The sequence below is a fragment of the Pseudomonas sp. 21615526 genome (assembly GCF_013386245.1).
In the GTDB taxonomy this organism is placed as follows: Bacteria; Pseudomonadota; Gammaproteobacteria; order Pseudomonadales; family Pseudomonadaceae; genus Aquipseudomonas.
The window spans coordinates 16,418-37,590 of sequence record NZ_JACAOM010000066.1 but is presented as its reverse complement, the minus strand read 5'-3'; the positions used below and the strand labels follow the sequence as shown (position 1 = coordinate 37,590).

21 protein-coding genes and 1 pseudogene are annotated in these 21,173 nt (G+C 60.3%); 13 read left to right on the top strand and 9 right to left on the bottom strand.

Going from position 1 to position 21,173, the window contains the following annotated elements; all coding sequences use genetic code 11:
* The first annotated feature begins 127 nt into the window (after window positions 1-127).
* Window positions 128-610 (top strand): glycine zipper domain-containing protein, encoded by a 483-nt coding sequence (locus HX786_RS19220; RefSeq protein WP_008435777.1) that lies wholly within the window; start codon window positions 128-130, stop codon window positions 608-610.
* A 165-nt stretch (window positions 611-775) separates the two neighbouring features.
* Here the strand turns inward: HX786_RS19220 and HX786_RS19215 are convergent, their stop codons facing one another.
* From HX786_RS19215 to HX786_RS19205, 3 genes are all read right to left on the bottom strand, one after another.
* On the bottom strand, window positions 776-1,207 hold the full coding sequence (locus HX786_RS19215) for a thioesterase family protein (protein WP_003213207.1): 432 nt from the start codon (window positions 1,205-1,207) through the stop codon (window positions 776-778).
* A gap of 60 nt (window positions 1,208-1,267) precedes the next feature.
* Window positions 1,268-2,125, bottom strand: coding sequence for a M15 family metallopeptidase (locus HX786_RS19210; RefSeq protein WP_003213205.1), 858 nt, complete (start codon window positions 2,123-2,125; stop codon window positions 1,268-1,270).
* Window positions 2,126-2,239: 114 nt separating this feature from the next.
* Window positions 2,240-4,177 (bottom strand): ATP-dependent DNA helicase RecQ, encoded by a 1,938-nt coding sequence (locus tag HX786_RS19205; protein WP_178912473.1) that lies wholly within the window; start codon window positions 4,175-4,177, stop codon window positions 2,240-2,242.
* 209 nt (window positions 4,178-4,386) lie between these two features.
* Between HX786_RS19205 and HX786_RS19200 the strand changes: the two genes are divergently transcribed.
* The 4 genes from HX786_RS19200 to HX786_RS19185 all read left to right on the top strand — a co-directional run bounded on the left by HX786_RS19200 (window position 4,387) and on the right by HX786_RS19185 (window position 6,445).
* A complete protein-coding gene (locus HX786_RS19200) occupies window positions 4,387-4,557 on the top strand; it encodes a YhfG family protein (RefSeq protein WP_003213201.1) in 171 nt (56 codons plus the stop codon).
* Window positions 4,557-5,150, top strand: coding sequence for a putative adenosine monophosphate-protein transferase Fic (locus HX786_RS19195; RefSeq protein WP_008435782.1), 594 nt, complete (start codon window positions 4,557-4,559; stop codon window positions 5,148-5,150). Before HX786_RS19200 ends, HX786_RS19195 begins: the two co-directional genes overlap by 1 nt.
* A gap of 442 nt (window positions 5,151-5,592) precedes the next feature.
* Window positions 5,593-5,922 carry a hypothetical protein gene (locus HX786_RS19190; RefSeq protein WP_178912472.1) on the top strand — a complete coding sequence of 110 codons (330 nt, stop codon included), beginning with the start codon at window positions 5,593-5,595 and terminating at the stop codon, window positions 5,920-5,922.
* A gap of 169 nt (window positions 5,923-6,091) precedes the next feature.
* Window positions 6,092-6,445: a DUF1493 family protein gene (locus HX786_RS19185; RefSeq protein ID WP_178912471.1), complete on the top strand. Its 354-nt coding sequence runs from the start codon at window positions 6,092-6,094 to the stop codon at window positions 6,443-6,445.
* Here the strand turns inward: HX786_RS19185 and HX786_RS31950 are convergent.
* Window positions 6,423-6,545: pseudogene (locus HX786_RS31950) on the bottom strand (outer membrane lipoprotein carrier protein LolA); the annotation flags it as partial. The gene HX786_RS19185 and the pseudogene HX786_RS31950 overlap by 23 nt on opposite strands.
* 21 nt (window positions 6,546-6,566) lie before the next feature.
* On the opposite strand from HX786_RS31950, the gene HX786_RS19180 reads away from it, so the two are divergent.
* Entirely contained in the window at window positions 6,567-7,418 is an 852-nt protein-coding gene (locus tag HX786_RS19180) for a DMT family transporter (protein WP_087692724.1), read from the top strand.
* Between the two features lie 57 nt (window positions 7,419-7,475).
* Here the strand turns inward: HX786_RS19180 and HX786_RS19175 are convergent, their stop codons facing one another.
* Together HX786_RS19175 and hslO are read right to left on the bottom strand one after the other, a co-directional pair.
* Window positions 7,476-9,017 carry a phosphoenolpyruvate carboxykinase gene (locus HX786_RS19175; RefSeq protein ID WP_003213191.1) on the bottom strand — a complete coding sequence of 514 codons (1,542 nt, stop codon included), beginning with the start codon at window positions 9,015-9,017 and terminating at the stop codon, window positions 7,476-7,478.
* Between the two features lie 179 nt (window positions 9,018-9,196).
* Window positions 9,197-10,099: an Hsp33 family molecular chaperone HslO gene (gene hslO / locus HX786_RS19170; protein ID WP_102367891.1), complete on the bottom strand. Its 903-nt coding sequence runs from the start codon at window positions 10,097-10,099 to the stop codon at window positions 9,197-9,199.
* Window positions 10,100-10,224: 125 nt separating this feature from the next.
* Between hslO and HX786_RS19165 the strand changes: the two genes are divergently transcribed.
* Window positions 10,225-11,025, top strand: coding sequence for a phosphatase PAP2 family protein (locus tag HX786_RS19165; protein WP_134325547.1), 801 nt, complete (start codon window positions 10,225-10,227; stop codon window positions 11,023-11,025).
* 42 nt (window positions 11,026-11,067) lie between these two features.
* Here the strand turns inward: HX786_RS19165 and HX786_RS19160 are convergent, their stop codons facing one another.
* Complete coding sequence (locus HX786_RS19160; RefSeq protein ID WP_003213184.1) at window positions 11,068-11,475, bottom strand: RNA-binding S4 domain-containing protein; 408 nt, start codon at window positions 11,473-11,475, stop codon at window positions 11,068-11,070.
* Between the two features lie 116 nt (window positions 11,476-11,591).
* On the opposite strand from HX786_RS19160, the gene HX786_RS19155 reads away from it, so the two are divergent.
* The 3 genes from HX786_RS19155 to rimK are packed head-to-tail and all read left to right on the top strand — an operon-like array spanning window position 11,592 to window position 13,772.
* On the top strand, window positions 11,592-12,371 hold the full coding sequence (locus HX786_RS19155) for an EAL domain-containing protein (protein WP_134325546.1): 780 nt from the start codon (window positions 11,592-11,594) through the stop codon (window positions 12,369-12,371).
* A gap of 34 nt (window positions 12,372-12,405) precedes the next feature.
* Window positions 12,406-12,870 (top strand): ATP-dependent zinc protease, encoded by a 465-nt coding sequence (locus tag HX786_RS19150; RefSeq protein ID WP_371132397.1) that lies wholly within the window; start codon window positions 12,406-12,408, stop codon window positions 12,868-12,870.
* A complete protein-coding gene (gene rimK, locus HX786_RS19145) occupies window positions 12,867-13,772 on the top strand; it encodes a 30S ribosomal protein S6--L-glutamate ligase (protein ID WP_003213178.1) in 906 nt (301 codons plus the stop codon). Before HX786_RS19150 ends, rimK begins: the two co-directional genes overlap by 4 nt.
* A gap of 124 nt (window positions 13,773-13,896) precedes the next feature.
* Here rimK and HX786_RS19140 read toward each other — a convergent pair whose 3' ends face one another.
* Together HX786_RS19140 and ompR are read right to left on the bottom strand one after the other, a co-directional pair.
* On the bottom strand, window positions 13,897-15,210 hold the full coding sequence (locus HX786_RS19140) for an ATP-binding protein (RefSeq protein WP_177049464.1): 1,314 nt from the start codon (window positions 15,208-15,210) through the stop codon (window positions 13,897-13,899).
* A 116-nt stretch (window positions 15,211-15,326) separates the two neighbouring features.
* On the bottom strand, window positions 15,327-16,067 hold the full coding sequence (gene ompR, locus HX786_RS19135) for a two-component system response regulator OmpR (RefSeq protein ID WP_003213175.1): 741 nt from the start codon (window positions 16,065-16,067) through the stop codon (window positions 15,327-15,329).
* A gap of 356 nt (window positions 16,068-16,423) precedes the next feature.
* Here ompR and HX786_RS19130 point away from each other — a divergent pair, with 356 nt between their 5' ends.
* The 3 genes from HX786_RS19130 to gshA all read left to right on the top strand — a co-directional run bounded on the left by HX786_RS19130 (window position 16,424) and on the right by gshA (window position 20,929).
* Window positions 16,424-18,748 (top strand): Tex family protein, encoded by a 2,325-nt coding sequence (locus HX786_RS19130; protein ID WP_003213172.1) that lies wholly within the window; start codon window positions 16,424-16,426, stop codon window positions 18,746-18,748.
* Complete coding sequence (locus tag HX786_RS19125) at window positions 18,748-19,131, top strand: PaaI family thioesterase (protein ID WP_003213170.1); 384 nt, start codon at window positions 18,748-18,750, stop codon at window positions 19,129-19,131. Before HX786_RS19130 ends, HX786_RS19125 begins: the two co-directional genes overlap by 1 nt.
* Window positions 19,132-19,345: 214 nt before the next feature.
* Complete coding sequence (gene gshA / locus HX786_RS19120; protein ID WP_178912470.1) at window positions 19,346-20,929, top strand: glutamate--cysteine ligase; 1,584 nt, start codon at window positions 19,346-19,348, stop codon at window positions 20,927-20,929.
* The last annotated feature ends 244 nt before the right edge of the window (window positions 20,930-21,173 follow it).

Sequence of the window (21,173 nt, the reverse complement as noted above, 5' to 3'; positions counted from 1 at the left end):
ACTTAAGTTCCCCATACAAAACAGCAACTTAGAGAATTGTATACAACCCATACCACTGGTCGGGTTTCGATTGTCACCGTCTCGATACAACCTCAGGATCGCGCCGTCATCCTCTTGAGATTCCTCTATGAAGTTCTCCTCGATTCTCTTGTTGTCCCTTGGCCTGGTCAGTGGCGCAGCCATGGCCGGTGGCACCACCGAAGCCGGTGTGGGCGGCGCATTGGGCGGGGTTCTAGGTTCTGTCGTAGGTCAGCAGTTGGGCGGTAACACTGGTTCAGCCATCGGTGCGGCTCTTGGTGGCGCGGGCGGCAGTGCGGTCGGCGCAGACAAGCGCAGCCGCGGTGAAGCAGCCATTGGCGGCGCATTGGGCGCGGCCGGCGGCAACGTGGTGGGTCGCAGTGTCGGCGGCAGCACCGGCAGCCTGATCGGCGCAGCAGCCGGCGGTGGCGCCGGTGGCGCACTGGGCAACTACATGGGCAACAAGAGCGATGACGATGATCGTCGTTACCGTGGGCGTGATAACCGCCGCTATGACCGCGATGACCATCGCGGGCGCGGCCATGCTTATGGGCATCGCAAAAACAAGCATCACTATCGCCACCACCGGTAACACGCGAATCGAAAGAACAACGCGGGTTTAATGTGGGAGCGGCGGTGCGACGATTCGACTTGCTCGCGAAGGCGTTGTATCAGCCAATACATCCGGCGACTGATCCACCGCCTTCGCGAGCAAGCCCGCTCCCACATTTGACTTTCATTGCTTCGCAGATCGTATTCAGATCACCAATCGCTGTAACGCCTCGCGCAACATCCCCGGGATCGTCACCGGCTGGTTCGACGCCCGATCCACAAACACATGCACAAACCTCCCCGCAGCACAGGCATCTTCTTCTCCCGCCTTGAACACCGCCAACTCATACTGCACCGAACTGTTGCCCAACTTACCCACCCGCAGGCCGATCTCGATGCGGTCCGGAAAGGCAATCGAGGCGAAGTAGTCGCACGCCGAACTCACCACAAACCCAACCACTTCGCCGTCATGAATATCCAACCCGCCCTGCTCGATCAGGTAGGTATTCACCGCGGTGTCGAAGAAGCTGTAGTAGGTGACGTTATTCACATGGCCATATACATCGTTGTCGTGCCAGCGCGTGATGATCGGCTGGAAGTGGCGGTAATCGGCGCGTTGTGGCATGGCGTTGGTCATCGGTAAAACCCGGGCAGGAGGAGGCTCTCTTGATACTGGGTTCAAGCACTACCCGCAAGCCTAGGTTGGGCTTTGCTCAATCGTTTGCTGGACGCACGCCATACGCTTGAGCGCTTGATCCGTCTCGGCCGATTGCTGCAGGCACTGGCGATAGGCGGTGATATAGGTCTCGACTGCAGCGCTGGCCTGCTGCGGCGTGACCCGCGCCAGATACTCCACGAACGAACGCCGGCCGATCTGGAAGTGTTGGTAATCCAGCGGAAAATCCCAATAACCACCCCAGGTCAAAAAACCGTGTTCGGCGAACAGGTCAATCACCTCTTCTGCCCGGCCAGGGCGCGCCGGCTTGCCGGGGCGGGCATCCAGGCGGTTAACGGCATTTGCGGTACTTGCCCTGGGCTCAACAGTGGCCTGGCCGGTGAATTCACCTCGCGGGTTACGCCCGAACAAAACGAATGGGTTTTGCAGAGGGTTAAGGTCAATTGCGGCGCCATAGGCGTGCAGCGACCACCCCGAAGCGCCACTGACCTGGCGTCCATTAAAACCACTGGTATTGTTGCGGGCCATCGAGACCTTGTCGTTGCCTCGATAGGTTTCCAGCCTGACCGCCTGATGCACCGGGAACCGACGTTGCAGCAACTGCCTGAAGATCTCCTCCACATGGGGTGCGATGGCATCCAGCACCACGAGCTGCCCGTTGTTATGCAGCACTCCGCCAAAGTCCACATAGCTGAACGTCACCCGCGCCAGGCGTGCGCAGGGCAATGGATTGGCGGCGGTGATGGTGTTGCGAAGCTGCATCTGCCGACAGTCATTCACGCTCAACGGGATGACCGAGGCCAGCGTGCCTTGTGCGACCAGCAACCCGGCGAACAGCAAGACGCCGGGGACAACACCACGAGAAAAACCAAAAGCCATGGGCAATTCCTTTGCAGAAGAAGTGAAGCGTCAAACCTTCTCACCTGCGGGCACGGTCCGGCTGTCGGCGGCGTCTGCCACTGGAAGGGAAAGCGCGACCCTCAAGACCGGAAATCAGAGTGCCTCCAACCCTGCCTCCGCCCATTCACGAACCTCTGCATAGGGATACTCCTCCAGTACCGCGAAACCTGGAATCCCTCGTGCCTTCAGCTTGGTAAACAACGGCACGCTGAGACCGCATAAAAACCGTGTCAGCCGCTCCGCGCTTGGCAAGTCGCCGCTGTACTCATGGTGGCTGTGGATAAATTCACCGCACAGCGCGAGAAAGTTTTTATCCACAAGCGGCGGCAAGCTCGGCGGCGCCGGCAAGTGGGCGACGTGACCGTGGCACACCGAGCAGTGCCCGCACTGCCGGGGCGCGTTTTCATCGCCGAAATAGTGCGCCAGGCGGTAACCCAGGCACTCCTGTGTCGCGAACAGATCCAGCATGGCGTGAATTCGCGCCACCTCCGTCACCTCATGCTGCTTGAAGCCTGTGTATAACTCCGTGCTCAGCGCCTGTGGATCGAAGTCGGTATACAGCAGGGCGTAAACCTCGGTCATCTGCCGGCTTTCCATCTCGATCAGGCCTTGTTCCTGAAAGTAATCCAGGGCCTTCACTACCCGGCTGCGCTCGGCCTGGTGCTGTTGATACAGCGCGTCGAAGTCCACCGTCGCCCAGGTTTTCGCCCGTTTGCAGACCTGGATAATCGCTGCGACAAACTGCTGCCGCTCGCCGGCAAAACGCGCCAGCAATGCCTCTGGTTCAATCAAATACTTGAAGCGGTATTCGGCATAAAACGCGTAGCGCGGCGCAATCACACCCTTGAGTTCAAGCTGCACGAGCAAGGTCTTCAGCGGTAGTTCACGGATGTTGCTGTGGTCCGACAGTGAGCGGAGCATAAACTCCCACTGTCCATCGGCACGGACCGCCTGTATTTCCTCCAGGACTCGGCGAATACCTTCCTGTTCCGGCGTATCGCCGTACACAAAGTTTTCCAGGATATTCAGGCTGTCGCGGTTGGCCAGAACCAGACACTCAGACGGCTGCCCGTCACGCCCGGCACGGCCGATTTCCTGGCTGTAGTTCTCGATGGATTTGGGCAGGTCGAAGTGCACCACGTTGCGGATATCGCTTTTGTCGATGCCCATGCCGAAGGCAATGGTGGCGACGATGCAGTTGGACTGACCGCCCATGAATCGCTTCTGAATGGCCTCCCGCTTATCGTGAGCCAGGCCCGCGTGATAAGCCTCGGCCTGGATTCCATTGCGATTCAAATGCTCGGCAATCTGCTCCGCGGTTTTTTGCAGCGTTACGTAGACGATGCTTGGCTGATTGGCTCGCTCCTGCATCCACGTCACCAGCCGTCGTCGCTTGTCCTGGCCACTGACGGGCTCAACCAGCAGGTTGAGGTTGGAGCGATAGAAGCCGGTGGTGATCACATCGTCAGGTGCAATGGCGAACTTGGCCTGCATGTCGGCGATCACCTTGGGCGTCGCCGTGGCGGTCAGCAGCAGCGCCTGGGGGATGCGGAACTGGCGTTGGTAATCCGGCAGCTTCAGGTAGTCCGGGCGAAAGTTATGGCCCCATTCGGAAATGCAGTGAGCCTCATCCACCACCAGCAGCGAGATCGGCACGCTTTGCAGGAAGTTGCGAAAGCGCTCGTTCTTCAAGCGCTCCACGGAAACCATCAGGATTTTCAGCTCGCCCGAACGCGCCCGGGCCATGACGTCATTGGCATCATCGCGGCTCTGGGCCGAGTCGATGCTGCCCGCCGAGATACCGTGGCGCTGCAGGAAACCCAACTGGTCCTGCATCAGCGCCAGCAACGGCGAAACCACCAGCGTCAGGTGCGGCAGCAACACGGCGGAAAGTTGATAACACAGGGACTTGCCGGAACCGGTGGGAAAAATCGCCGCCGCCGAACGGCCGGCCAGCACGGCACTGACCACCGCCTCCTGGCCCAAACGAAACTGTGGATAACCAAAGACCTGTTGGAGGGTGTTGTGCATAAGCTGTCACTCCATTGACCGCTGAACGAGCCCAAAACATAGACCAGCGCATTCAGCGAATCGAGAAAGGTCGCAAGGAAAAAAGAGTCTGGATGATACACAGCCTGGGAAGTGGAGTAGGCACCCGTAAGAATCGTTCCAACCTTACGCGGGACGCATCTCGAAACTCATTGCGCTACAATCAACCTTCGCACCGAGAGGACGCTGTCATGGCCGAACTGACGTTTGAGCAAAAGCAGGATCACTACGACAAGATCCGTCGTTCCAACTACCTGGCCAGCCTGCGCCTGGAAGGGTTCGACACCCAGCCCGCCGACGTCGACAAACCCCTGCCGACCCGCGAAGCCGTCCTCGCCAAGTACCGCAACACCCCACGCTGATGCTCGACAAATATGGCGTGGGCCAGGACCCGTACTGCTACCCCGGTAGCAGCGTCCTGCGTAACCGCCTCGATTTGTTCGACGAAGAACGCCTGCACCAGGCCGAGCGGGAACTGTCTGAAATCGCTGTCGGCAGCCTTCCGCTGTATCCCCCGCCCTACGACCTGGAACGCCTGCAACACATCCACCGCACCCTGTTCGCGGACATTTACGAATGGGCCGGGGAACTGCGTACGGTCAACATCCAGAAAGGCGACACGCTGTTCTGCACACCGGAGCGTATCCCGCCTGAGGCGAGCAAGATCATCCAGCACATGGCGCAGGCGAACTGGTTTGTCGGGGTGACGCAGGCGGAGTTGGTGACGCAAGTCGCCGAAGCTTATGGCGACCTCAACGTGATCCACCCGTTTCGCGAAGGGAACGGCCGGGCGCAGCGGATTCTGTTCGAGCAGATCATCGTGAATGCCGGGTTTTCAGTGAACTGGTGGCTGGTGAAGAACGCAGCGTGGATACCGGCGAACATTGATGCGGTGGCGTGTGATTATCGGGGGTTGGAGGCGATTTTCGAGCGGTGTATCAGCACCCCGCGCTAGCCCCGATCGTTCCCTACGCTCCGCGTGGGAATGCCGCCAGGGACGCTCCGCGTCCCGTCATCCGCGCACGACCCAAGCCATGAACACTGGTGACGCGGAGCGTCACGGGATGCATTCCCACGCGGAGCGTGGGAACGATCAGTATCCGTTAAAGCTGGTAACGATCTGTTTATTGCTCTCGCCCCACACTCCCGCCAAGGTTCGCCCCGTCGTTGCAAATTCAGCGACCGGGTTTGGTCACTCGAAAACAGCACACATAAGTGCCATCACTTGTCTGGCGGACGTCTATCGTCCTCTCAGCGCAATGTTATGGCGGCTGTGTGTAGGACGTCCTCGGACGTGCCGGATTGCTGTTTCCGGTTGGCCAACCTGCGCACAGTCCGCCACCCATCGTTTGGCCACGGTGACGACGGTTACTTAACAGCAAACCGAGTACCTTCAAATGCAAACACCTGAAGCGAAAAACCGCTACCTTCCACTTGGCACCAACTTCACCGATACCCACCCCCTGCTCATCGACACCGAAGCCGCCGCCGAAGATATCCAGTCCGCAGCCCACCAACGCATCCGCGCCGCAGCCGATCTCCTGGAAACCTTCTCCTGCCTGACCTTCGAACAGGCCGACCTCAAAGATATTTCGCATATCACCAACGCCCTGTATCTGCTCGTCCAGGACGGTTGCGATCTACTGGAAGTCGCCCAAACCGGCATGATGCGACTCACCACCACCGACGCCATAAAGCGAACACCACCTGAGCAGCCACACAGCTAAAAATGTGGGAGCTGGCTTGCCTGCGATAGCGGAGTGTCAGACAACACCTTTACCACTGAAACACCGCCATCGCGGGCAAGCCCGGCTCCCACATTTGACCAGTTTCGTTTGAAGGATCGCGGTGCCATCGATAAAGTCGGTCGCCTCCACCCACTCTCGCGTAACCACCATGAACCTGGCCCCCAACTTCCCCGAAGACATCGCGATGCAGCAGCTCCTGCAACTGCTGCATGAAGAAATTGGCCTGCCTGAACATAAGACGCTGCGCCTTGAAACGGCCATCAACCTGGACCTGGGTTGCGACGGCGCCGAAGCCAATCAATTGATGGAAGCTCTGGAGCAAGGCTTCGCTGTCGACTTGAACGACTACGACGCTTATCGTTATTTCCAACCTCCCGTCTTCGATGTCTTCCTGAAGCACAGAGCCAAAGGCCGCGGCGACAAAATCCCGCTGACCATCGGCATGCTTTACCTGGCTATCAAGGCCCAACGCTGGGACACGCAAACCCTGGAAAACCTGTAGGAGCGAGCTTGCTCGCGAAAAACCTGAGAGCGCCGCGTTCCCCCTGAAAGCCCGCATTATCGTTAACGACCTTCGCGAGCAAGCTCGCACCTACAACCAAGGACCTTACATGGACGTAATAATGGGCCTGCTGGCCGCCCTGCTCTGGGGCGGCACGGACTTCCTCGTGGGCCTCAACGCCCGAGCTGTCGGCGTCAAACGCGCGGTGTACTTCGGCCAGGCGCTGGGCTTCCTGATCATGACCCTGCTGCTGGTCATATTCCCGGCCTTCCTCGTCAAATCCCTCGCGGCGCCTTTGAGTGTGTGGCTCCTGGGAGCCGCAGCAGCCCTGCTGACCGTCTCCGGCGCCCTTGCGCTGTCCAAGGCCTTCTCGCTGGGCAAAGCGGCGATTGTCGCGCCGCTGGTGACGTCCTACGGTGTCGTGACTACTTTGCTGTCATGGGCCAGCGGCGAACACATCAGCCTGATCCAACTCGGCTGCATCGCTCTCTGCGTAATTGGCGTGATCCTGTCCAGCATTCACAAGGACAATGGCGTCCCTCACAACAGTTCCAGCCGCTCAATCGCCTACGCGATGCTCGCAGCGTTGCTCTACGGCACAAGCTTTTGGGTGCAGGGCCGCTACACCCTGCCGACGCTTGGCCCGGTCACGATGCTTTGGCTTGGGTATTTGGTTGGCCTGTGCGTCCTGGTGTTGATGGTGCTTAAGATCAAAGACGGCCTGAAAATCCCACCGCTGAAAAACTGCGCAACGCTGACCAGCGCGAGCCTGATGAACCTGGGTGGGTTCTCGGCGTTCTCGTGGGGCGCAATGGCGGGGTCGGTTTCCGTGGTGACGGTGATCAGCACCCTGTCCGGTGGGATCGCCGCGATTCTGGGGTTTGTGTTTTTCAAGGAGCGGCTGTCAGCGGTGCAAGTGACCGGTGTGGTGCTGGTGTTAGTGGGAGCCGTGGTTCTGCACCTCGTCGACTGATCCTTCGCCCACAAAAAAGCCGCCCACTAGGGGCGGCTTTTTCACAACGGCCGAATCTTACAACTTCGGACCCGCAGCCTTGATCGCATCGCTCACTTCAAACTTCTTGAAGTTCTCGATGAACAGACCCGCCAGCGCTTTCGCCGCTTCATCGTAGGCAGCCTTGTCAGCCCAGGTGTTACGCGGGTTCAACAGGCCAGTCTCGACGCCCGGTACGGCCAATGGCACGTCCAGGTTGATGGTATCCAGGTGCTCGGTCTCGGCACCAATCAACGCACCGCTCTGGATCGCTGCAATCACGCCACGGGTGGTCGGGATGTTGAAGCGCTTGCCAACGCCGTAGCCGCCGCCGGTCCAGCCGGTGTTGACCAGGTAGACCTTGGAGCCGAAGCCACGCACGCGCTTGATCAGCAGTTCTGCGTATTCACCAGCCGGGCGTGGGAAGAATGGCGCGCCGAAGCAGGTGGAGAAGGTCGACTTGATGCCGCCGCCCGAACCCATTTCGGTCGAGCCCACCAGAGCGGTGTAGCCGGACAGGAAGTGGTAGGCCGCTTGTTCTTCGCTGAGGATCGACACGGGCGGCAGTACGCCGGTCAGGTCGCAGGTCAGGAAGATCACAGCGTTTGGCTCGCCACCGAGGTTTTTCTCGGAACGCTTGGCCACGTGCTCCAGCGGGTAGGCGGCGCGGCTGTTCTGGGTCAGGCTGACGTTGGTGTAGTCGGCGTGCTTGGCATCGTCGATCACCACGTTTTCGAGCACGGTGCCGTGCTTGATGGCTTTCCAGATCACCGGCTCGTTCTTCTCGGACAGGTCGATGCACTTGGCATAGCAACCGCCTTCGATGTTGAACACCACACCTTCGCCCCAGCCGTGTTCGTCGTCGCCGATCAGGTAGCGGCTTTCGTCGGCGGACAGGGTGGTTTTACCGGTGCCCGACAGACCGAAGAACAGGGTCACGTCGCCGGCTTCGCCGATGTTGGCTGCGCAGTGCATCGGCAGCACGTCGGAGGCCGGCAGCAGGAAGTTCTGCACCGAGAACATGGCTTTTTTCATCTCACCGGCGTAACGCATGCCGGCGATCAGGACTTTTTTCTGGGCGAAGTTGAGGATCACGCAACCGTCGGAGTTGGTGCCGTCACGCTCTGGCACGCATTCGAAGTTGGCCACGTTGAGCACTTGCCACTCTTCACGACCGGCCGGGTTGTACTGGGCCGGGTTGATGAACAGGCAACGACCGAACAGGTTCTGCCAGGCAGTCTGGGTGGTCATTTTCACGGCCAGGTAGTGGTCTTCTGCAGCCCCTACGTGAACGTGGGAAACGAAATGCTCTTGCGCGTTGTTGAATGCCTCGACGCGAGCCCACAGGGCATCGAACTTGTCGGCCGGGAACTTGCGGTTGATCGGGCCCCAGGCAATGGCAGCCTGGGTGGAAGGCTCTTCAACGATGAAGCGGTCGACTGGCGAACGGCCGGTACGGTGACCGGTTTCTACGACCAGCGCACCGGTATCGGCAAGCACGCCTTCACCGCGCTGCAGGGCTTCTTTGACCAGATCGTCAACACTCAGATCGGTGTATACGGCGTTATTGGCTTGCGTCATGAGGTTCCCCGTCGGCCAGTGGCCGAGTGCTCCAAACGTTTTGTAGTAGAAAGTTGCGCACTACTACCGCGAAAAAAGTGGGCCGGATTATGCCAGAAAAGCCCAAAAAGAGTAGGGCCCTCCGGTCAGAACGGCGGAAATCCGGCGTTTGTCAGGTGATTTACCTGTGCTTAAACGTTTTAGTGGCGGGTGCCTGAAGGGGTGTCTACGCCCGCGCCGGCGAATAATTGAGCAATATCGGCAGCGTCGAACAGGTAGCGCTGGTTGCAGAACTGGCAGTCGATCTCGATGTTGCCACCGTGCTCCACCACCAGGTCCTGCGCATCTTCCAGGCCCAGGCTGACCAGGGCAGTGGCCGAGCGCTCGCGGGAGCAGCTGCAGTGGAAGCGCAGCGACTGCACGTCGAACAGGCGCACGGCCTCTTCGTGGTAGAGGCGGTGCAGGATGGTTTCGTTATCCAGGCCCAGCAACTCTTCGGCTTTCAGGGTGCCGGCCAGGGCGGTGATGTGGGCCCAGCTGTCGGCGCGGTCTTCTTCGTCCTTGATGCGGTCAGCCGGCAGTTGTTGCAGCAGCAGGCCACGGGCGCGCTTGCCGTCGGCGTTGAGCCAGAAGCGGGTGCCCACTTGCTGGGACATCACGAAATAATTGGTGAAGCAGTCGGACAGGGTTTCGCCATCGAGGTCGACGATGCCCTGGTAACGCTGGCCTACCGTCGGATCGACGGTCAGGGCCAGCACGCCGTCTGGCATCAGGTCAGCCAGGGTCGCATCGGCGGCGATGCGGTCCGCGTCGTAGCGGGCCAGCCCACGGATTTCGCGCTCGCTGGAGCATTCGATCATCAGCAGCGGGATCGGGCCTTCGGAACGGGCCTGCAGGATCAGCAAGCCATCGAACTTCAGGGTGCCCACCAGCAGCGAGGCAGCCGCCATCAGTTCGCCGAGCAATTGCGCGACCGGCTCCGGATAGGGGTGCTTGGCGAGGACTTCGGCATAGCTGCGCTCCAGGGCGACCAGTTCGCCGCGGGCGTCGCTGTCGTCGAAGATGAAGCGTTGGGTGAAGTCGGTATCCGGTAGATCAGTCATAGGTCTGGGTATCTGAATTGATGACAAAAAGATGACAAGGTTTATAGAATTACACGCTTTAGCACCGTTTTGGTGCGGCCTTCTGCGGGAAAACGAAGCGCTTTAAAGCAAAGAGGAAACAGTTTATGAACAATCCGGGTTTGTTCCAAGCCAGGTGGGACCTCGGGCGATTGGCCCTGTGTAATTTACTCGCTGTGGGGCTGCTGTGTTTTTGGCTCTGGCCGGCGGGCCAGGCGCTCTGCACGGTTTTCGACGAGTGGCTGTTTCATCTGCTCAATGACCCGCTGGCAAGCAGCTCCGCGTGGCTGCATGTGTGGGCGGTGGCCAGTTTGCGGCCGTTTGACGCGGTGGTCGGGGTGATTCTGCTGACGCTGTTGATCCGTGGCGACTGGGTGTTCAAGGCGATTGAAGTGCGCCAGGCGTTTTTCGGCTTCCTGGGCATTTTGCTGCTGTTGCTGTTTATCCGCATGCTGTTTTCCAAGCTGGCGGCGCAAATGGGCTGGCAACACCATAGCCCGTCGATGGTGATCAGCGGCGCGATTCAGATGAGCGACTATTTCCCGGGCCTGGAGAAGACATGGGAGTTGAAGGACCGCTCCAGCCAGAGCTTCCCGGGGGATCATGCATCGGTATTGTTGATCTGGGGGATGTTCATGACCGTGTTTGCCAAGCGGATCGGGCAGGTGCTGGTGATCTGGGGCTTGGCGCTGCTGTTCATGATGCCGCGGCTGGTAGCCGGTGCGCATTGGGGGCAGGACGATTATATCGGTGGGGTGTTGCTGGCGCTGTTGGCGTTGGGCTGGGGTTACTACACGCCCTTTGCAGCGAAGGTTTCGCGGGGGCTGGTGCGAGTGACGGGCCCGGTGTTTGAGTTGTTTCGGCGAGTACCGCTGGTTAATCGCTTGAGCGTGATTCGCAGCGTTTGAATTGGAATAGCAGGAGCCGGCCTGGCTCCTGCGGTCTGCCGATTAATCATCATTGCCACTGCCGCGAAACTTGAACAGGTCGCGCCGCTGTTTCTTGCTTGGCTTGCCGTCGGTGGTCATGCCCAGGGAGCCGGCCTTGCGCATGGCCGCCGCGTTTTCGCGCTTGGCGATGCTGGCTTCGGTCTCGGTATACAACGCCTGCGCCTCGGGAGCGCCCCTTCGCACAATTGAAAGGGCCTGGACTACGACGGTTCGCTCATCAAACCCGGCACGGATCTGAAACTCATCGCCGATGCGTGGCTCCTTGCCGGGCTTGCAACGCTCGCCGCGCCAATGCACCTTGCCACTCTCGATCGCCGCCTTGGCCAAGGCACGGGTCTTGAAGAAACGCGCCGCCCACAACCACTTGTCCAAACGGACTTTTTCTTCCTCTTCCTGCTTCTGAGCCACTTGAATTCCTCGCTCTGAAAAATGTCGCAACTTTACCGTTGAAACCCTTCAACGCATAAACCCTTGAGCTCACCTAAGATACGCCAGGTAGCATCCTGTTTTCGCGAGGTTAACGTGTGACCGACTTTCCCATTTCACTGACCTCGCCCAAACAAGCCTGTGCGGGCTGCCAGCAAAGTGAGCCGCTGGGCTTTGAGTTCGCCTTTGCGTATCAGCCTATCGTGGACCTGCGTAACCAGTCGATCTTTGCCCATGAAGCCTTGGTGCGCGGCGTGAATGGTGAGGGCGCGATGTCGGTGCTGGATCAGGTCAACGACAGCAATCGCTACCGTTTCGACCAGCAATGCCGCACCCGCGCGATCGCCACCGCTTCGACACTCAACATGCAGACGCACCTTTCAATCAACTTCATGCCCAATGCGGTCTATCGACCAGAACTGTGCATCCGCAGCACCCTGGAGGCGGCCCGCGCGCATAATTTTCCGTTGGATCGGCTGATTTTCGAGACCCTGGAAAGCGAGCATGTAGATAACTATCGCCATTTGACGAATATTCTGCGTGAATACCGCGAATTCGGCTTCAAGACCGCCATCGACGATTTCGGGGCGGGCTATTCGGGGCTGAATCTGCTGGCCGATTTCCAACCTGACCTGATCAAACTCGACATGGCGCTGATCCGCGATGTCGACCGTGATCGTGTCCGTCAGGTGATCGTCCGGGGGATTGTCACAATCTGTGAGCAGTTGGGCGTTACTGTCATCGCCGAGGGCATCGAAAGTGCCGGCGAGCGGGACTTTCTCGCCGACTGTGGAATATTTCTGATGCAGGGCTACTGGTTCGCCAAGCCTGCATTCAAAGCCCTGGCCGAGGTATCACCCGCCGCCTGGGCGAATTAATTGCCGGTTATTCATATTGAAGACATTTGACCATTTGACCGTTGTGGGTCTGCGTGAGTGGGTGGCACTTCCCGACTTGGGAGTGGCAGGCCTGCGCGCCAAGATCGACACCGGCGCCAGTACCTCAAGCCTGCATGCCACCGAGATCGAGCCATTTGAGCGCGACGGTGCAAAGTGGGTGCGCTTCACCGCGCACCTGGGCAGCGTGGTGCAACTGCGTCACCGGCGCTGCGAAGCACCGCTGGTGGCGATGAAAACCATTAAAAGCTCCAACGGCCAGGCCCAGGTGCGGTATGTGATCAGCACCACCCTGGCCCTGGGCGATCGGGTATGGCGGGTGGAATTCACCCTCGCCTGCCGCAAGGCCATGCGTTACCGCCTGTTGCTGGGCTCCAAGGCCCTGATTGACGGCCAACTGGTGGTCAGTCCCGGCGTCAAATACGTTCAAGACAAGCCGGTGTTCCCGGTCTCTACTACCTCTGCCACAGGTGCTGCATGAAGATCGCTGTGCTGTCGCGTAACCCGCGTCTGTATTCCACCCGTCGCCTGGTCGAGGCCGGCACCGAACGTGGCCATGAGATGGTGGTGATCGATACGTTGCGCGCCTATATGAACATTGCCAGTCATAAGCCGCAGATCCACTACCGGGGCAAACCGCTGGAAGGCTTCGATGCGGTGATCCCGCGTATCGGTGCTTCCGTGACGTTCTATGGCTGCGCGGTACTGCGCCAGTTTGAAATGATGGGGGTGTCTCCCCTCAATGAATCGGTGGCTATCGCCCGTTCGCGGGACAAGCTGCGCTCGCTGCAGTTGCTGTCGCGCCGTGGCATTGGCTTGCCGGTCACCGGCTTTGCGCACTCCCCGGATGACATTCCCGACCTGATCGAGATGGTCAACGGCGCGCCGCTGGTGATCAAGGTGCTGGAAGGCACCCAGGGCATCGGCGTGGTGCTGTGTGAAACCGCGACTGCGGCCGAGTCGGTGATCGAGGCGTTCATGGGCCTCAAGCAGAACATCATGGTGCAGGAGTACATCAAGGAAGCCGGCGGTGCGGATATCCGCTGCTTCGTGGTGGGCGACAAGGTGATTGCCGCGATGAAGCGCCAGGCCAAGCCGGGTGAGTTTCGGTCCAACCTGCACCGTGGCGGCAGTGCCAGCCTGATCAAGATCACCCCGGAAGAACGCATGACCGCCCTGCGGGCAGCCAAGGTCATGGGGTTGAGCGTGGCGGGTGTGGATATATTGCGCTCCAACCACGGGCCGCTGGTGATGGAGGTGAACTCGTCACCGGGCCTGGAAGGAATTGAGACCACCACCGGCAAGGATGTGGCGGGGATCATCATTCAGCATCTGGAGAAGAGTGGTGGGCCGAATATGACCAGGACCAAAGGCAAGGGCTGAATACACCCGACCTATAAAGCACCGCAAAACCAGTGTGGGAGCGGGCTTGCTCGCGAAGGCAGTGGATCAGTCGATATTTCTATGGACTGACCCACCGCCTTCGCGAGCAAGCCCGCTCCCACATTTAGACCGCGTCCCTGGGCAACATCAGCCCCAACGGCAAGCGCACTCGCGCTTCCAGGCCGCCATCCGGCCGGTTGCGCAATTCGACATTGCCGCCATGCATCGAAGCAATCCGCCGCACGATCGCCAGCCCCAGGCCCGTGCCTTTGCCACCCCGGGCACGGTCGCCTCGGGTGAACGGGTTGAAGATACCTTCCAGTTCCGCCGGATCGATGCCGGCCCCACGGTCCATGACACTCAGAACCACGTAAGGCGCGCTGGTATCCCCGGAAACGTAGGCTGCTACTTCCACATCGGAACCGGCGTGATGCAGCGCGTTACCAATCAGGTTATTCAGCAGGCGCTTCATCGAAACCCGACGCAACGCGAACGGCTGGATCGGCTCCAGGCGCATGCGCACCTGCTCGCCATTCTGGTTGTAAGGCGCAACCACCTCGCGAACCAGGTCCGTCAGGTCGACCTCTTCCACCACCTCGTCCCGGCCATCGCGGATAAACGCCAGGAACTGGTCGAGAATCGCGTCCATGTCCTCGATGTCTCGAACCATGTCGTCGGTAAGGTCGGTGTGGTTACCCATCAGTTCCAGGGAAAGCCGCAGACGCGTCAGCGGCGTGCGCAGGTCATGGGACACCCCCGCCAGCATCAGCTCGCGCTCGCGCCCCGCCTGTTCGACATCCTCGGCCATCTGGTTGAACGCGCTGTACACCTCGGTCATTTCACTCGGCGTATCGCTGATGGGCAGGCGCACACTGCGGCCCTGGCCCAGCTGGCGTGCCGCAAACACCAGGCGCTTGAGCGGCTGGTTGAGCTGGCGCACGAAAATCCAGGCAGACGCGGTGGAAAGTAAGCCAATCGCCAGGAACCAGCCCAGCACGTTCCAGATCTTCTGCCCCCGCAAGGGATGCGGATACAGCGGCACTTTCAGCCAGTCCTCCCCCAGGCTCGGCGCTCGCACCCACAGCGCCGGCGACACATGCATGCGCAGCCGCACCTCGGTGTCGTCACCCAGTTCGGCCTGCATCTGGCGCTGGTAGATTTCGCTGTAGGGCCAATGTTGCTCGCCCTCGGGCACGCCCGCGCCCGCGACCCGGACCAGGGTAGCGGCCTTGGCGATCTTCTCGCGGTTCTCGGGGTCTGCGGCCCAATAGGCGCGCAAGGTCAGCGCGACACCGTGGCTGTACTGCCGGTCCACCAGCACGTCTTCGTTCATCAACAGATAAACCAGTGTCAGGGCCTTGGAAAACAGTACGACGATGAGCACCAGCCAAAGGGTGCGTGAGAAGAAACTCTGCGGGAACCACAACGGGGTTTTCATAAAAGACAGCTGAACACCTTGCAGGAGCGAGCCAAGCTCGCAGAATTGCAAACGCCGGGCAACCGGCTGACTCTTATCGAGTCATCACCGGCACGCCCGCCTCTGCAAATCATCGGTCACTTTGTTGCAGTGCCATCCGGCACAAACACGTAACCCACACCCCACACCGTCTGAATATAACGCGGCTTGGATGGATCGGGCTCGATCATCCGGCGCAGACGGGAGATCTGTACGTCGATGGAGCGCTCGAGGGCGTCCCACTCGCGGCCACGGGCCAGGTTCATCAGCTTGTCGCGGGTCAGCGGCTGGCGAGCGTTCATCACCAGTGCCTTGAGCACGGCGAATTCGCCGGTGGTCAGCATGTGCACTTCATCGCCACGCTTGAGCTCACGGGTGGCCAGCGACAACTCGTAGTCGCCGAAGGTCACGCTTTCGTCTTCGCTGCCTGGAGCGCCCGGTACCGGGGCGGCCTGGCGACGCAGTACGGCCTTGACCCGTGCCATCAGCTCGTCCGGGTTGAACGGCTTGGCCAGGTAATCGTCGGCGCCCAGTTCCAGGCCCTTGATGCGGCTCAGCTCATCGCCCTTGGCGGTCAGCATGATGATCGGGATCTGATTGTTGGCGCCGCGCAGGCGTTTGCAGGCGGTCAGGCCGTCTTCGCCGGGCAGCATCAGGTCCAGCACCACCAGGTTGAAGACTTCACGTCCCAACAGGCGGTCCATCTGTTCGGTGTTTGGCACCGCGCGGGCACGGTAGCCCTTGGAGTTGAAGAAACGCTCCAGCAGGCTGCTCAGCCCCGGATCGTCATCAACGATGAGAATTTTTTCGCCTTCAGCAGTTTGTGCAGTGCTGCTCATTAGATGCTCCTCTTATCTCGGCGCGCATTATGGCGTAGCTGCCGTTATACGCACCGTGTGCATTGTTAGCAGATTTTTCCTCTACCGCCAGCGAACCCGCGCCCTACAACCTTGGCGGCAATCCCCCCAAGGGCAGAACGCTGGTTATAATGCGGCGCCTTTGTGCAGGGCAACGTCAGTTCGTTACCGTTTACTGCCAGGGGATTTTTTCACCCGCTTGTAGTGATTTTTTCGATTTCGAGGGTCAATAGGCTGCCTCTTGACCCAGGCAGCGGCGCCAGACGGGCCGCTCAACCAGCCTCACGAGCCTTGTTTTCCGGGCCTGCGAGCCTGCTTTCAGAATTTCAGGTGGTTTTATGGACAGCATCAACAGCCGCATCGCCGAGGAACTCGGCGTACGCCCACAACAGGTCGAAGCGGCCGTCGCTCTACTGGATGAAGGCTCCACAGTGCCCTTCATCGCCCGTTACCGTAAAGAAGTCACCGGCAGCCTCGATGATATCCAGTTGCGGCATCTGGAAGAGCGCCTGCGCTACCTGCGAGAACTCGACGAACGGCGTATCAGCATCCTCGCCAGCATTGAAGAGCAAGGCAAGCTGACCCCGCAGCTGGAACGCGACATCAAGCTCGCCGACACCAAGACCCGCCTCGAAGACTTGTACCTGCCGTACAAGCAGAAGCGCCGCACCAAGGGCCAGATCGCCCTGGAAGCCGGCCTCGGCGAGCTGGCCGACGGTCTGTTCAACGACCCGTCCCTGGCCCCGGAAGCCGAAGCTGCACGCTTTGTCGATGCCGAAAAAGGCGTGGCCGACGTCAAGGCCGCCCTCGAAGGCGCCAAGTACATCCTCATGGAGCGCTTCGCCGAAGACGCCAACCTGCTGGAAAAACTGCGCAACTACCTGAAGCAGGAAGCCACCCTGAGTGCCCGCGTGATCGCCGGCAAGGAAGAGGAAGGCGCCAAGTTCCGCGATTATTTCGAACACGACGAGCCGCTGAAAAGCATGCCGTCCCACCGTGCACTGGCGATTTTCCGCGGCCGCAACGAAGGCATCCTGAGCTCCGCGCTGAAAGTCGGCGACGAGCTGCCAGGCACCATGCACCCGTGCGAAGGCATGATCGGTCAACAGTTCGGCATCCAGAATCAGAATCGTCCTGCGGACAAGTGGCTCAGTGAAGTCGTGCGCTGGACCTGGAAGGTCAAGCTCTACACCCACCTGGAAACCGACCTGCTGGGCGAGTTGCGCGACGGCGCCGAAACCGAAGCCATCAGCGTATTCGCCCACAACCTGCACGACCTGCTGCTGGCCGCACCCGCCGGCCCACGCGCAACCCTGGGCCTCGACCCGGGCTTGCGTACCGGCTGCAAGGTTGCCGTGGTCGACGCCACCGGCAAGCTGCTCGACCATGCCACGGTTTACCCCCACGTGCCGCACAACAAGTGGGACCAAACCATCGCGATCCTGGCCGCCCTGTGCGCCAAGCACTCGGTGGACCTGATCGCCATCGGTAATGGTACCGCCAGCCGCGAAACCGACAAGCTGGCCGCCGAGCTGATCAAAAAATATCCAGGCATGCAGATGACCAAGGTGATGGTCTCCGAGGCCGGCGCTTCGGTGTACTCCGCGTCTGAATTGGCCTCCAAGGAATTCCCGGACCTCGACGTGTCGATCCGTGGCGCCGTGTCCATTGCTCGCCGCCTGCAGGACCCACTGGCCGAGCTGGTGAAGATCGACCCGAAATCCATCGGCGTCGGCCAGTACCAGCACGACGTGTCGCAGCTGAAACTGGCTCGCGGCCTGGACGCCGTGGTTGAAGACTGCGTGAACGCCGTGGGCGTGGACGTAAACACCGCTTCGGTTGCGCTACTGGCCCGCATCTCCGGCCTCAACGCCACCCTGGCGCAGAACATCGTGACCCACCGCGACGAAAACGGTGCGTTCAAGACCCGTGCAGCGCTGAAAAAAGTCGCACGCCTTGGCGAAAAAACCTTCGAGCAAGCCGCCGGCTTCCTGCGCGTCATGAACGGTGACAACCCGCTGGATTCCTCGGCTGTCCACCCGGAAGCCTACCCGCTGGTACAACGCATCGCCGCTGAAACCGACCGCGACATCCGCTCGCTGATCGGCGACGCCGCGTTCCTCAAGCGCCTGGACCCGAAGAAGTACACCGACGAAACCTTCGGCGTGCCGACCATCACCGACATCCTGCAAGAGCTGGAAAAACCTGGCCGCGACCCGCGTCCCGAGTTCAAGACCGCCGAATTCCAGGAAGGCGTCGAAGACCTCAAGGACCTGCAACTGGGGATGATCCTCGAAGGCGTGGTGACCAACGTGACCAACTTCGGCGCGTTTGTGGATATCGGCGTGCATCAGGACGGTTTGGTGCACATCTCTGCGCTTTCGGAGAAGTTCATCAAGGACCCGCGTGAAGCGGTGAAAGCCGGTGATGTGGTCAAGGTCAAGGTCATGGAAGTCGACATCCCGCGCAAACGCGTCGGCCTGTCGATGCGCATGAGCGACACCCCGGGCGAGAAAATCGACGGTGCCCGCGGCGCACGCCCGGGCTCGGCGCCACGCCAGTCCCAAGGCGCCGCCCCCCGCAAGGAAACCGCTGCGCCAGCCCCGGCCAACAACGCCATGGCTTCGCTGTTCGCCAACGCCAAACAACTGAAGAAACGTTAATGGAACTGCCAGCCGGCTTGACCCACAGCGCTTTCAGCGAACTCATTGGCTGCCGCCTGCAGCGCCTGGAAACCGGTGTTGCCGAGGTGGCCTTGACCCTGGAACCGCAGTTGCGCAACCGCGCTGGCAAGCTCCATGGCGGGGCGATCTTCAGCCTGGTGGACATTGCCATGGGGCTGGCGTGTTCCAGCTCCCATGGTTTCGACCAGCAGAGCGCGACCATCGAATGCAAGATCAACTACATCCGCGCCGTTTCCGACGGCGATGTGCTGTGCACCGCCCGAGTGATTCACCCGGGTCGGCGCACGCTGGTGGTCGAGGCGGACGTGTACCAGGACGAAAAACTGGTCGCAAAAGCACAAGGCACCTTCGCTGTCCTATAGCTCCCTGTCATCGATTTGAGTTAATTTCGGCGCTTCGAAAGTTGCGCCGAACTTTTCCTCGTGCGCGATAGCCAGATTCAGGGACGAGGGCGGCTCTTTCAGAGTGGGTCAATCCGGCTCAAAAACCAGGCGATAACGCCAGTTTCCACTTCACCCTTGTAGACCGTCCTGACCACCCCCATATTGGGGCGACTGACGCGTGAAGGAATCCAACTTGAGCGAACTTCTCAACCGCCGCCTGGCCCTGCTCGGCAAGCACGAACACCTCTCTTTGCTCGAGCAATGCCTGCACGGCATCGAGCGCGAATGCCTGCGCGTCACCGGTGAAGGCCGACTGGCACAAACGCCGCATCCCGAGGCCCTGGGCGCTGCACTGACCCACGAACAGATCACCACCGACTATTCCGAGTCGCTGCTTGAGTTCATCACGCCGGCGTTGCCCAACCCGGCCGATACCCTGAGCAGCCTCGACAAGATCCACCGTTTTGCCTACAGCAAGCTCGGCAGCGAGTACCTGTGGAGTCCATCGATGCCGTGCCCGTTGCCGGCCGAGGAAGATATTCCGATTGCCTACTACGGCACCTCCAACATCGGACAGCTCAAGTACGTGTATCGCAAGGGCCTGGCCCTGCGGTACGGCAAGACCATGCAGTGCATCGCCGGGATCCACTACAACTTTTCCCTGCCGGAAGACCTCTGGCCGTTGCTCAAGGAAGCCGAAGGCTTTGTGGGCACCGACCGGGATTACCAGTCCACGGCCTATATCGCGCTGATCCGTAACTTCCGCCGCTACAGCTGGCTGCTGATGTACCTGTTCGGCGCCTCGCCGGCCCTGGACGCGGGTTTCCTGCGCGGTCGTTCGCACCAGCTCGAAGTGCTGGACGCCGACACCCTGTACCTGCCGTACGCCACCAGCCTGCGCATGAGCGACCTGGGTTACCAGAGCAACGCCCAGGCCGGCCTGACGCCGTGCTACAACGACCTGGCGAGCTACACCGACAGCCTGCGCGAAGCTGTGGCAACGCCCTACGCACCGTACGTCGAAGTCGGTACCCATAAGGACGGTGAGTGGGTTCAGCTCAACACCAACATCCTGCAGATCGAAAACGAGTACTACTCCAACATCCGGCCCAAGCGCGTGACCTACACCGGCGAACGGCCGATCCAGGCGCTGATGGCCCGTGGCATCCAGTACATTGAAGTGCGCTGCCTGGACATCAACCCGTTCCTGCCGATGGGCATCGACTTGCAAGAGTCGCGCTTCCTCGATGCGTTCCTGCTGTATTGCGCGCTGAATGACAGCCCGCTGTTCGCCGACAATGAGTGCGGCAACGCCACCTCCAACTTCCTCAGCGTGGTCAAGGAAGGCCGCCGTCCGGGCCTGCAATTGCAGCGCCGTGGCGAATCGGTGGACATGAAGGAATGGGCGGCAGAGCTGCTGGAGCAGATTGCTCCGCTGGCGGCGATGCTGGACCAGAGCCTGGGCATCAATGAACACAGCCAGGCGCTGGACGCGCAGCTGGCGAAGGTCAAGGATTCGTCCCTGACCCCGTCGGCCCAGGTGCTGGCGGCGATGAGCGAGCGTAAAGAGAGCTTTGCGCAGTTCTCGCTGCATCAGAGCCAGGTGCATGCGGAGTACTTCCGCAGCGAGCCGTTGAAGGCAGAGGAACAGGCACGTTTTGAGGAGCTGGCGCGCAGTTCGCTGGCGCAGCAGGCGGAGCTTGAGCAGAACGAAGTGGGTGATTTTGACGTGTTTGTCGGGTCGTACCAGGCGAGCATCCTCGCCATCAGCAACTAAAAGCCTGACACAGACCCCTGTGGGAGCGGGCTTGCTCGCGAAAGCGTTGTATCAGTCGATGTATTCGGTGACTGATTCACCGCTTTCGCGAGCAAGCCCGCTCCCACATTTGGCCTATGCGCCTTCTAGCCTGGCGCGCGAGTTTCTCCTCATAAGCTAATTCGAAAATGTTATTTATTTTCGGATTCTTAGATCATTTAGTCTTCTCACACGCCGACCTCCGGCCGCCTGATGAGGACTTCCC